The organism is Ruminococcus difficilis, from assembly GCF_016680995.1.
Genome location: NZ_JAEQMG010000083.1, coordinates 31,306 through 43,550, shown reverse-complemented (window position 1 = coordinate 43,550; position 12,245 = coordinate 31,306). Strand labels below are relative to the sequence as shown.

10 protein-coding genes are annotated in these 12,245 nt (G+C 40.7%); 4 read left to right on the top strand and 6 right to left on the bottom strand.

What is annotated here, in order from left to right:
* Nucleotides 1–151 precede the first annotated feature (151 nt).
* The 6 genes from JKK62_RS09000 to JKK62_RS08975 all read right to left on the bottom strand — a co-directional run bounded on the left by JKK62_RS09000 (nucleotide 152) and on the right by JKK62_RS08975 (nucleotide 8,111).
* Complete coding sequence (locus JKK62_RS09000; protein WP_201427619.1) at nucleotides 152–2,956, bottom strand: TrlF family AAA-like ATPase; 2,805 nt, start codon at nucleotides 2,954–2,956, stop codon at nucleotides 152–154.
* 27 nt (nucleotides 2,957–2,983) lie between these two features.
* Nucleotides 2,984–3,925, bottom strand: coding sequence for a DNA cytosine methyltransferase (locus JKK62_RS08995; RefSeq protein WP_201427618.1), 942 nt, complete (start codon nucleotides 3,923–3,925; stop codon nucleotides 2,984–2,986).
* Nucleotides 3,910–5,937 (bottom strand): HaeIII family restriction endonuclease, encoded by a 2,028-nt coding sequence (locus JKK62_RS08990; protein ID WP_201427617.1) that lies wholly within the window; start codon nucleotides 5,935–5,937, stop codon nucleotides 3,910–3,912. Before JKK62_RS08990 ends, JKK62_RS08995 begins: the two co-directional genes overlap by 16 nt.
* Before the next feature lie 15 nt (nucleotides 5,938–5,952).
* Complete coding sequence (locus tag JKK62_RS08985; RefSeq protein ID WP_201427616.1) at nucleotides 5,953–6,810, bottom strand: NgoPII family restriction endonuclease; 858 nt, start codon at nucleotides 6,808–6,810, stop codon at nucleotides 5,953–5,955.
* Between the two features lie 2 nt (nucleotides 6,811–6,812).
* Nucleotides 6,813–7,025, bottom strand: coding sequence for a helix-turn-helix domain-containing protein (locus JKK62_RS08980; RefSeq protein WP_436286307.1), 213 nt, complete (start codon nucleotides 7,023–7,025; stop codon nucleotides 6,813–6,815).
* Between the two features lie 294 nt (nucleotides 7,026–7,319).
* Nucleotides 7,320–8,111: a helix-turn-helix domain-containing protein gene (locus JKK62_RS08975; protein ID WP_201427615.1), complete on the bottom strand. Its 792-nt coding sequence runs from the start codon at nucleotides 8,109–8,111 to the stop codon at nucleotides 7,320–7,322.
* Between the two features lie 464 nt (nucleotides 8,112–8,575).
* Between JKK62_RS08975 and JKK62_RS08970 the strand changes: the two genes are divergently transcribed.
* The 4 genes from JKK62_RS08970 to JKK62_RS08955 all read left to right on the top strand — a co-directional run bounded on the left by JKK62_RS08970 (nucleotide 8,576) and on the right by JKK62_RS08955 (nucleotide 12,232).
* Complete coding sequence (locus JKK62_RS08970) at nucleotides 8,576–8,860, top strand: DUF3847 domain-containing protein (RefSeq protein ID WP_201427614.1); 285 nt, start codon at nucleotides 8,576–8,578, stop codon at nucleotides 8,858–8,860.
* A 1-nt stretch (nucleotide 8,861) separates the two neighbouring features.
* On the top strand, nucleotides 8,862–10,331 hold the full coding sequence (gene mobQ, locus JKK62_RS08965) for a MobQ family relaxase (RefSeq protein WP_436286308.1): 1,470 nt from the start codon (nucleotides 8,862–8,864) through the stop codon (nucleotides 10,329–10,331).
* Between the two features lie 133 nt (nucleotides 10,332–10,464).
* A complete protein-coding gene (locus JKK62_RS08960; protein WP_201427621.1) occupies nucleotides 10,465–11,676 on the top strand; it encodes a virulence-associated E family protein in 1,212 nt (403 codons plus the stop codon).
* Nucleotides 11,677–12,037: 361 nt separating this feature from the next.
* Nucleotides 12,038–12,232 (top strand): excisionase, encoded by a 195-nt coding sequence (locus tag JKK62_RS08955; RefSeq protein ID WP_201427612.1) that lies wholly within the window; start codon nucleotides 12,038–12,040, stop codon nucleotides 12,230–12,232.
* Nucleotides 12,233–12,245: the final 13 nt, after the last annotated feature.

The window sequence follows — 12,245 nt, the reverse complement described above, 5'->3', positions numbered from 1 at the left end:
CATACTGTTGTATGTGTCTATACTCTCTTGACATACAAAATCCCCCTTATGGTAGTTCTTTTTCATTCTACCATAAGGGGGTGCTTTTTTCTATTGTCCGTTTTTACTGGACCTGTTCAGTAACCGTTCTGCTCTCTTTTTTTAGTTATGGTTAATTGTATTTTCGCTTTCTTAAGTCAAAAGCTGGCATTGTCCCTTCAAGCACATCAATAACGTGTTTGCGAATTTCAGGGTTTTCAATTGCCCCTGATGTGTAGCTGATTTGATAGGTATCTTTATTCATTTCACAGAATACGATTTGTTCAGCATCACATGCAACGGCAAGGTTTGGGTTATGTGTAACAATGATTACCTGTCTCTGTTGCTTTGCTTTACAAATGCAAGGAACAAGTTTGCTATATACCGATTGATTGTCCAGATTATCTTCGGGTTGATCAATAATAATGGGTTTACTTTCTTTACTTAATGCTAAGTAGAAGATAAGTAAAACAATACCACGTTCACCGGGCGATAATTCATTAAGGTTTCGCTTTCCCATTTTTAGTTTAAAGTTCACGCCTATATAACTTAATCCGTATAGAAAATCGTAAAAACCTTGGCGATCTTGAACCTTCTTTTCTGCATTTTCAAAATTTTCGGTAACAGCGGTTGATAAATCGTGGACAAATTCAAGAACGCTTTCTACATTACCAAAGTTTGTTTTTCTGAATAGTTTATCAAATTCGCTGCTTGCTTCTGTGGATCTACCAAATCTGCCTTTAAACTTGTGATTGATGAACCCAAGAGTGTGTTTATGAAGATTAGGATTGTTCATAAACAATTCAGCTTCAAACGAAATATTATCTTCAAGATTTCCGAGCAAAGAAGCGATTTCCCCTTGTACAGGTGCATATATTTCTTGATATATTGCCGATAATTGTTCCTTTTGCTTGAAAATATCTCGAACTATTCCGTCACGTTTTATACATGCTTCCAAATAATCATTATCCAGATTATTGTTCAAATATTCGCTCTCATACTTATAATAATCAAGTGACCCTTCGGTTTCCTCGTCACCAATTATCCCTACTCTCTTCAGCTTCCACTCTTCTAAATCAGATAAATATTTTTGATAGTGCTTTTCTTCATTATCGGCAGATGAAATTAATTCTGCTTTTTGAATTTCAAGTGCTTTTAATTCTTCTTTTAATTCATTCAGTTTGGTTTGAGCTTCGACTTTATCAATTTCAGCTTGTTCAAGTAAATCGATAAAGAAATCCAGAGAAGATATAAGGGAAAACTCATACGCTTTTTTTATTTCGTATTTATTGAAAAAGGTGGTCACTAATTCTTGGAGATTTGTAAAGCGTTCCTCTAATACTGTAATCTGAGCGATAAGGCTTTTTAAATCTATAATATAATTATTAATTCTTACAACAGCTTCAGAAGCTACGTTCTCGATACTAAACTTATACTTTTCAATTTTATCATTAAGTAACAATAACACCTTCTGGTATTCTTCGTTTTCGCTTTTGACGTCAGGCTTCTTGACTTCAGAAGGTTTAGATTTATCGTGACGAACAAGAGTTTCTTCGACCTTTTTTAAGTTTTCAGCTATTTGTTTTTGATAAGTATTTGTTTTCTTTGTTTCCAATCTAATAATATTTGCATTTAATTCTTTTAATCTAAGTAGAGACGATTGAATTTGAGCATCAATAAATCGAGACTTTTGCTGAACCAATTCGTTTAAATTAAACGCCTCTCCACGTTCAGTTCTATCAACATAAGAAAAAATGACCTTATCAATTTCGCGCTGAAAGGTATCATCAATATTATTACATACATCTTCTATATACTTTTGAGGAAGATATTGCGCGTCTTCAATAGATAACCCGTAATCGCTTTCAATTAAGAGATTATGGTATTTTTCTTCATCAGCCCAAGTTAATGTGGCATTGTAGTCGTTGGCATAGTTTTTTGGCAACTTTCTAAATCTAAAATTATTTAGAAAAGAAGCGTTATCCATTGTTGAACACTTACACATATGTCCTAATATGTCGGATAATGCACTTTTGCCACTTCCTTTATTACCAATAATCGCAACCAGCCCAGGATTTAATTGGAGAGAAAAATCAAACCAACAAACTTGATCATGTACAGGAGACTCAATTCTGTGAACCTCGATTTTATCAATATTAACTTGCTTATTCTTCTGTAATCGGTCTAAAACAGGTGGTACAACGCCAATATAAACTCTTTCTAACGGTTGGTAAATGCATTGCTTTAATCCATCAAAAGTTAAGTCAGCCTTAATCCACAATGATTCCTTGGGCTGATATTGATTCGGATGATGACAATCTGAACACATTATTAGTGGTTTTCTATCAACATCCTTAAATACATAAGTTTCATAATCACTAATATCTCTTTTTTGACCTAATTCAAAGAAGTGAATATTATCAGCAATTTCAGCTTTAATTGCTTCATTGACAGGAAGGGAATTTGTTATTTCCTTATCAAGCCCATTTGTTTTTCTCCCAGCATGAATACTTATTAGTGCATCGTGCTTCTTTGCAAAATCAACAATGTCATTAAAATCCCAATAAATCGTTTCATCTGAATCAGCCGCCTTTGCAGATCCTCTTTTCATGATGACTTCGAAATCGCTTGATAAGGCGTCTAAATCGGATTGTTCCGAGAAAATAAGAATCAAATGTAAATTATTAGATCCTTTGTCTGTTCGCAGTTCAACGCCGGGAAAAAATACAATTTCCGGAGCTTTTGCCCGTAATGATTTAATACGATCCATATCAATAGTAAAATGATCTGTAATCGCAACAGCTTTAATATTATTTTCTCTGAGCGTTTGACATAATAGATCATCCGAGTCGTTAGCTTTGTATTTGTAATCATAAGATGACGCAGTATGCAAATGCAAGTCCCATCTATTCCATTCTGAACCTCGTAAACTATTCATTATTTCACCATTCCCTTATCATTTCTTTTACACTTGATTTATTTGTGAGGCTATTTGTCTAACAATCGAAACACATACTGAATTTCCAATTTGCTTATATGCATCATTGATAGATATCGTGTTCGGAAAGTAATAATCTTTTGGGAACCCCTGAAAATCAAGGCATTCTCGTAGTGTTAATTTCCGAATACCATAATCATCACGAACAAGGGGACATTGATTATTTCTATTTCCCATTGACGCAGTTAGCGTTGGGCACATTTGATTCCTAATGGGTTTAACGCTTTCATGATAGACTCGATAAACGCAATCATGACGAGTTACAATACCTTTAGCTGTTTTATATAAGGTATCCGTTTCATTGAGGTAATATACTCTGGGTTTTCTTTCATGCCTGGCAATATAATGATTTGCATTTTTGGTGAGTAAAACAGGATCAGGAAAAATGAATTTTTCGCATTTGTTAATATCCTTGAACGCGATGATGTAAATCCTGTCACGGATTTGCGGAGTATTACCATATTCTGAAGCTCTAAGAACGCGATAACGAATAAAATAACCCAGTTCAACGAGTTTGTTATGAATAGTGTTAAAAGTTTTTCCGCTATCATGGTCTATTAAATTTGACACATTCTCGAGGAAAATGACTGCAGGATTGAGTGCCTTAGCAAATCTACCAATCTCGAAAAACAGATTGCCTCTATGATCGTTAAAACCGCGCTGTTTGCCAGCTATGGAAAAGGATTGACAAGGAAATCCGGCTGCCAGTACCTCCACTTTTACCAGTTTTTCCGGATCAATATCTCGGATATCTGATTCAACTAAATTGCAGTTATGAAAATTATGTCTGTAGGTCTTACAGCATGCTGCATCATTTTCAATAGCCCAACTGATACTATAGCCAGCTTGGTTGAAAGCGAGGTCGATTCCTCCTATCCCGGAGAATAAACTTCCTACTGTTTTTTCCATGAACAGTTGATAGTGATTATAGTTGATGGCATTCCTATAAACTGAACGTCAAATTTCAGGCTCGGCTCAACTTTAGAGCTTGCATTATGGATTCTAAAGCTAAGTTGCCATCCATTGTTCAAATACATCTCAACAGTATTTGTACTATTAGTCTTAAAGCGCATGGTGACTAATTCAGTAGGCAGTTGTACTAGGGGTACAGATATTGCCGATACTTTAACGCTACTTGGTCGGTTTAATGTACCGTGAACATTGAATGAGTGAATCATAGTTAATCGCTGGTTATCATGACTCACCACTTTATAATAGTCGTTTATTCCAATCAAGTATTCAACCATTTTACGAGGCATTGTTGCATCAGCAGCATATGCTCTATTAACTTCATCCATAAATGCATTCAGTAATGGAACATAAACAGCATCGTCTTTATCTGCAATTTCAGACCATTTAGTTCCTTTATTCTTTTCTGATTTCAACATGTCAAAAATGGGTTTAACAGCATCCCAATACTGTTGAGTACAGGGTATATTAAACCACTCTTTGCCAAAGTCTAGTCTATGACTCAGCCTGCTGTGCTTAACTGCCTCATGATTGTGTTTGATACTGAGACCTATTTCCCAACTGATATTATCTCTTTTTATGACAATATCCCTTACATCTCCTGTAGTTCCAGCATTATCTTTTTGTGACTCAAGTATCAGAACACCATTATCATTTTCTACCATACGTGGTTCTAATTCTAATACAGTTTCAATAGCTGCATCAGCAGAAGTAATGAAGGTATCTTTCATGCTTTCAGGCATTTTATCCCATGCACGTTTATTTGCCTCAAGGCTTGAATTAGACACTATAATCGTATTTCTTGTTTTACTTAACGCACGGTCTAATGCGTTTATCCATGCATATTCATATGCGCGACCTTGATCGTTACTACTTGTACTCATTATTCTAGTCCTCGATTTCATTTTGTCTTTATACTTCTCATCAATTCCTATTACCTTTTCACCTTCACCATTGAGAAACATTTTAATAGCAATAGCTATTTCATAAGCGAGATTCACAGGAACTGCGTTACCAATCATTTTATACGCATCATTCGTATTCTCGTAAATGAATTTAAAATCATCCGGAAAGCCTTGTATTCTGGCTACTTCACGAACAGTCATTCTCCGGTATAGGTGCTCGTATCCTTCGACAAATCGGCACTCGTTTTCTCCGATTTTTTCCATCTTGGGAGCTTGAGGATGCAACTGACATTGACGACCGGAGGCTTGAACTGTAAATGCTTGTTCATCCCATGACTTGACGCGATTTCGACTCATGAAAATCGGAGAAAACGCCCCTGTATAGTATTCGTTGTTATTGATCGCATTTGGATTATGATGATTGCCTTTACTTGAAGGAACTGCAGTAAATTGAAGATCCCAAATAATATCTCTAAGAGTTCTTTTATCGGCGTCATTTTCTGTCGAGCCTTTAGGAAATCTAAACTCAATATTCAGGTCTTTTCTGAAACCTATATAAAATACTCTTCTCCGTTCTTCGGCTACACCATAATCCTTTGCGTTAACCATAGTCAAGGATACATTATAACCTGCGTTTTCAAAAAGATTAAAAATGTTTTGTACCGCCTCATTGTGCCTGTTTGCAAGCATACCACTAACATTTTCAGCGAGGAAGAATTTAGGTTTGAACTCTTTAAGTATTCTTATATAATCAAAGAACAGCTGACCTCTCAAATCTTCAATACCCTTAAGAGATCCTGCTTCAGACCACGACTGACAGGGAGGACCGCCTATAATTCCGTCAACTTCGCCGTTTATGTAAGGAGCAATATCTTCTTTTGTTATTTTGCGAACATCTCCCTCAACAAGATGCGTTTTAGGATGATTAACCTTAAAAGTTTCATATATCGTCGGGTCAAATTCATTCGCGACCGGAATGTCAAATCCCGCTTTTTCAAAGCCGAGATCAAGACCGCCACAGCCGGTGAATAAACTGATAATATTCATTTCTCAATTCTCTCCTTAATAACTGAATGAGATTAGTTTTGCATCAACCAAATCAGCTGCATTGTCAGGATTTGGTACTTGTATATCGGAGATCGTCAAACGATCATCACTTTGAGATAATTCAATCAATTCTTCTATGTTAGTAAAAGATGACCACTTTTCGTTATTAATGATACACATAAATGAAAATTCTTTTGAATCATCGTAATGGTATACATCATTGAAAGCTTTCCAAGGATTTTTAATTCCCCACATGCTTCTAGCTCTCCAATATGTTCTTTCCAATGGATCTATTCCATTCATATGGGCTAGTTCCCTTGTCTCTGTAAAATCGAACTCTGGTATCTCAGCAATTTTATCTTTAACAGTCGTAAATATTGATTCATATAAATCCGAAGCGGCACAATACTCGGTTCCGTAAACCATCCCGAGCATTTTTAGGTTTCTTGTGTTATTAGGGACATATCCAACTGCATAGATAATGTCTCTTTCTATCCAATCACTATCTCCACGAGCGTTTTTGCAAGCAGTTGCAACCCTGGGATCGCTCTTCTTTATTTTTTGTTTAGGATAGCTGCTGTTTAAAGCGATATCAGAGGTTTTACTTTCAATTTTCTTTATTTCAATTGCATCGCCACAACGCAACATACCATCTGGTGAAAAATTCTTTGATCCAAGGTAGGAAAAAGCTTGATTGAGCTTAACCCTTTTATTGTTTGGATTGGCTTCAGATAAAGAATCTGCAAACAGATCTCTAACATAGTTTTCAAGCCCTTCACCCATGTTATTAGCTCTGTTATTACCTTCAGTAAAAGTTTCAATATTAGTCGAAACAGCATTTATAAGATTAATGATGGCATTGATGATATTCATACTTAGTTCTCCTCTTTAGCAGTATTTGTAACAGCCTTAGAAAGCATCCATTTATCAACATCACTAATTTTGAATTTCCATGTACGACCAATCTTCACTCCTGGCATACCGCGCTTCTCAATCCATGTTAGGCAAGTGTCACGGGTGATTCCCAAATAGCTGCACATCTCATTCATTGAGTACCATCGTTCGATCGTTTCATTTGTCATTTCCATATTTGCCCCCCACTTTTCAATTAGAATACAATCATATAAGTAATACTAACATATAGAATGATAAATATCAAGCATATCAATACCGAAATTTGCCGAATTATAATCATTTATACGATTTAATAACGAAGAAAGATAATTGATCAAGTCTCATTTTTGCATTGATAAAGATTATTCCATGATTAATAATAAGCTTGCAATTAAGATAATAATGAAAGAAACAACCAGTCAGATAAATGCTCTGGCTGGTTGTTTCTTTGTATTATCTTTTTATCTTAACTTTTCCTTTTTGCTTAGCTATTTCATCATTCCCTTTAATAGCTTTCTAAATAGACCGGTGGTTTTCTCACTCATCGGAGCAACCAAACCGAGCTGGTTGACGACGATTTCAGTGACATCGTCTTTTGTGAGCGTCTTTGGATCGCGCTCCCTTATTTCATCTTGAATTGCTTGGATCATAGCGGCGGAGGCAGTCTTTTCGGGCTGCTTTCCGTTGTCTATGTCCTTTTTTATGTTCCGCAGGATCGCAAGAAACACACTCTTGATCTTTTCCATCTCCGCCTCATGCTCGCCGAGCTTTTGTGCGCTCATGAACTGCAGATCCTCTCGCACCTCCGCTCGCTTGTCAGGATGCTCTTTGACAAAATCAGATAAGAAAGCTGTCGCCATATTGATGATCTGATTGCGCGCCATGATCCCAGCCTTCGCCGTATCCTTGAAGTAGATACGGATCAGGTTCGTCAACTTAGGAAAACTCTTGTGCTCCAACAGGCGGTTGAGGATCTCCATATCAACCGCTTTGGTCACAAGACCCTTTGCGGCTCCTTCGGAAAATCCTAACTCAAATATATCATAGCTTTTTCTGGTGCTGACTTCGGATAATCCCAGTATGTAATCGGTGGATACCTTGAACTCTTTGGCGACGGCGATCAGGATATCGCTGCTGAGCGTCTTTGTTTCTCCGCTGACGATACGGCTCAATTGCGGAGCGGATACGCCGATCCTCTTAGCCAATTCCTTTTGCGAGATATGTCTGCCGTTGCACAGATCGGAGATCCGTTCTCCGGGCGTCCCAGGTAATAATGGCATAATATACGCCTCCTCGTATTTTTTCGATTTTATGATACTTCGGAATTGCAGATTTGTTAATCGAAAAAAGTCGAACGCAAAAAAAGTTGCAAATTTGGCAAGATTTCCGGATTTTTGTACTTTGTGAGTAGAATAGAGACAGTGGTTCTTCACCGGACTGCATTCACAACTGAATGACCGTCCGGGAGGATATGACCGGCAGGCGAAGTACCGCATTCAGCGCACCAATGCCGGGATACGCCCCTCAAAGCAGGGGGGCAGGATAACGGCTCCCGGGTAGAGCGGCAAAACAATCTTTATCCCTTGTATGTGACAAGGGCGCACTTCTATACATCATGTGTATGTGCGCTCTGCGAGGCGATTATTTCGTTCGCACAGCTCCGTACAAGGGAACCCTTGCGCCGCGTATGCGGCTAACCCAAAACCCAAAGGAGAGTGATAATCTGAAAACCAAAACAAAAGCATTGAAAAAACAATGCGAAACAACCGAGCAAAAGCTCGAACAGGAACAGCATAAGCTGACCCGACTGCAAAACCGTGCGTCCTACCTAAAGAAGGCGCAGCGCAAGCAGCGTAACAAACGCTTGATACTCAAAGGTGTTGCGGTCGAGACCGTCATGCCGGACACCGAATACTTATCTCAGGAAGATTTTTATTCGCTGGTAGAGCAGATCTATCAATTAGACTCTGTTCAAGAACTGGTGGAGAAAGTCACTGAGAAGTATCGTATCATCGAGGACGGTGACTGAGATCGCACTGTATCATTTCTGCGTCAAGCAAATCAAGCGCAGCGCCGGTCAAAGCGCTATCGCTGCGGCTGCCTACCGCGCCGGTGAAAAGCTTTACAGCGATTACTACGGCGAGTACAGCGACTATACAAGGAAAGGGGGCGTGATCTATTCCGAGATCATTTTGCCACCGCACGCTCCGCCCGAGTATCGGGATCGGGAGACCTTATGGAACGCCGTCGAACACGCGGAACGGCACAAGAAAGCTCAGCTTGCATACAGCTTCGATATCGCCCTGCAAAACGAACTGACGATGGAGGAGAACATCGATTTGGCAAGAAAGTTTGTACAGAGGAATTTCGTTGACAAGGGTATGATTGCCGATCTCGCGATCCATCAGCCGGACAAGGGGGACGGAGGCATTCCCAATCCGCATTTCCATGTTCTGACAACTATGCGTCCAATCAATCCCGACGGCACTTGGGGACAAAAGCAAAAGCGGGAATACTTGGTGGACGAGAACGGCGATCCTGTTTTGGATAGCAGTGGCAAGCCGAGGTTCAACGCTGTAGCGACCACCGACTGGCACTGCCCCGAGACCTTAGAAGCTTGGCGTAAGGCTTGGTGTGAGATGGTAAACGGCGCCCTTGAACGGAAGGGCTTGAACGTCCGAATCGACCACCGCTCGTATGAGCGGCAGGGGATCAATCTGATCCCGACCATCCATGAGGGTCCGACCGCCCGACAGATGGAGGCGAAAGGGGTCAAAACCGATAAGGGTGAGCTGAACCGCTGGATCAAAGCGACCAACCTCCTGATACACGACGTCACAAAGAAAATCAAAAGTCTGTTCTCATGGCTCTCGGAGGTCAGGGAGGAGTTATCAAAACCGCAAACGCCGAATCTCGTTGATCTTCTGACGGACTATTACGTCAAGCGGAGTTCAGGCGCATATAGTCAAAAAGGTAAGGTCGGAAATCTGAAAAAGATGACAGAAGTCATCAACTATCTGCGCGACAATGACCTTTTGACAGTAGAGGAACTGGAATCGCGGTTATCTGCTTTGGACGCTTCGTTTGAATCTTTAAAAGACAGCATGAAAGCTAAATCAAAACGCATGGAGCAACTCCGTGAGCTGATCCGCAGCGCTGAGATCTATTACCGACTAAAGCCGATTCATAACGAGCTGGACGGTATCAAATGGAAGAAACAACGCGAGAAGTTTAAAAGCAATCACGATTCCGAACTGCGTCAATTCTACGCTGTCCGCCGTGTGCTGAGGGAAGAACTCGGCGACAAGCCGATCAATGTCAAAGCTTGGCAACGAGAGTGTAACGATCTCAAAACGGAATACGCCGGGCTGAGAGAACAGTACAAGCCACTGAAAGAAGATTTGGCAAAGCTGCGTCAGGTACAGTACCAAGTCAGCCGCGTTATCAACGACCGCGAGCCTAAACAACAAACGCAATATAAAGGGGTTATCGAAAGATAAGGAGGAGGTAAAAAACACGACCGATTCAAACGATAACAAAACAACACAGTTCCCTCAAACCTCCGAGGAAATCAGAAAGTCCTTGGAGAGATACAAAAACGGAGAGATCAAAAACAGCTTTCAGAACTGTATCATGGCGTTGAGCTTCGATCCCGATCTGCGCGGCAAATTCCGGCGCAATCTCCTTACGGAGCGGATCGATCTCTTCACGCCGCTGCCGTGGACTTGCCGCAGCAAGGTCATCAACGACACGGAGATGAACTATCTGCTCTGGTATCTCGAACAGGTATACAGCCTGTCTAATGAGAAAAAGATCCTCAAAGCTCTCGATATCGTATCGAGCGAGAACCGTTATCACCCGATACAGGATCATCTGAACAGCCTGAAATGGGACGGCACGGAGAGAATCAGGTATGCGCTGCATCATTTTCTCGGAAGCGGCGAGAGCGACTATACCTATGAGGCGCTTAAGCTCTTCATGATTGGCGCGATCAAAAGGGTGTTTGAGCCGGGATGTAAGTTTGAAACAATGCTCTGTTTGGTCGGCGGTCAGGGCGCGGGCAAGTCGACATTCTTCCGCTTCATGGCAATCAGGGACGAATGGTTCTCGGACGACCTGCGAAAGCTCGATGACGAGAACGTCTACCGCAAGCTGCAAGGTCACTGGATCATAGAGATGTCCGAGATGATCGCCACAGCGAACGCCAAAAGCATTGAGGAAATCAAATCCTTTCTCAGCCGACAGAAGGAGACCTATAAGGTACCGTATGAGACCCATCCGGCGGACAGGCTTCGCCAATGCGTGTTTGCGGGTACAACCAATCGTCAGGACTTCCTGCCGCGGGATCGGACAGGGAACCGAAGGTTCATTCCCGTCAATGTATATCCGGAGCTTGCAGAGGTACATATTCTTGCAGACGAGAAATCGTCCAGAGCCTATATCAATCAGCTATGGGCGGAGGCGATGGTGATTTATAAAAACGGTGATTACAAGCTGACCTTCAGCACGGAGCTGGACAAGGAGCTCAGAGAAACGCAGCAGGACTTCATGCAAGAGGACACGCTTGCCGGTCAGATATATGCTTTCTTGGAGGACTTTATAGGCGACCGTGTGTGCTCCAAAATGCTCTACGCTGAGGCACTCGGTAATCTTAATCAGCCGCAGCCATGGGAGACCAGAGATATCTGCGAGATCATGAACACCGGCATCGCCAGCGGCACGATCAAAGGATGGAGAGTGCATAAGGGAGCAAAACGCTATGCTAAGTACGGAGTTCAGAAAGGCTGGGAGCGAGTCAAGAATCAGGCGATAGTTACCTCCAACGATGATCTGCCGTTTGACTGATAAAGGGGTACTGAGTTACACTTGGTTACATGTCGGTCGACGGCGCAAAGTCGCATATACAGTATGATTCTTTACGATTGTAACTTTGTAACTATGTAACCAAATAAGAAAAAGAATAATAGAAAAAGGGAAAAGCTTAAAAAATATAAGTCTTTTATCTTCGGTTACAGGTTACGGTTACAATCATTATTCATCAATATTAACGGGAAACAAGATTTTGGAAGTTCTCTTTTCGTCAGAAAAGGCACTTCGCGAATCAGACGAAAAATGATATACTGTTATCAATCAAAGTATCGCCTATTCCTGTATAACTCTACACAATGCTTTATAGGGCAAATAGTGACTAAGGAGGTGAAAGCCCTTGAAGGAAGTTCCCATTTGGGAAAAAAGCAACTTAACGCTGGAAGAAGCTGCGGCTTATTCAGGTATCGGTATCAATAAGCTCAGAAAGCTGTCCGACAGCGAACAATGCAAATTTGTCCTTTGGATCGGAACCAAGCGACTGATCAAACGTCGCCTGTTGGACGAATTCACAGAGAAGATGTATTCTCTTTAAGATAAACAACACA

What these genes read in the sequence shown, in the direction of transcription:
- JKK62_RS08960 (WP_201427621.1), top strand. Translation starts at nt 10,465, where the DNA reads ATGGCGTTGAGCTTCGATCCCGATCTGCGCGGCAAATTCCGGCGCAAT.
- JKK62_RS08985 (WP_201427616.1), bottom strand. Translation starts at nt 6,810, where the DNA reads ATGAATATCATCAATGCCATCATTAATCTTATAAATGCTGTTTCGACT.
- JKK62_RS08990 (WP_201427617.1), bottom strand. Translation starts at nt 5,937, where the DNA reads ATGAATATTATCAGTTTATTCACCGGCTGTGGCGGTCTTGATCTCGGC.
- JKK62_RS08980 (WP_436286307.1), bottom strand. Translation starts at nt 7,025, where the DNA reads ATGGAAATGACAAATGAAACGATCGAACGATGGTACTCAATGAATGAG.
- JKK62_RS09000 (WP_201427619.1), bottom strand. Translation starts at nt 2,956, where the DNA reads ATGAATAGTTTACGAGGTTCAGAATGGAATAGATGGGACTTGCATTTG.
- JKK62_RS08995 (WP_201427618.1), bottom strand. Translation starts at nt 3,925, where the DNA reads ATGGAAAAAACAGTAGGAAGTTTATTCTCCGGGATAGGAGGAATCGAC.
- JKK62_RS08975 (WP_201427615.1), bottom strand. Translation starts at nt 8,111, where the DNA reads ATGCCATTATTACCTGGGACGCCCGGAGAACGGATCTCCGATCTGTGC.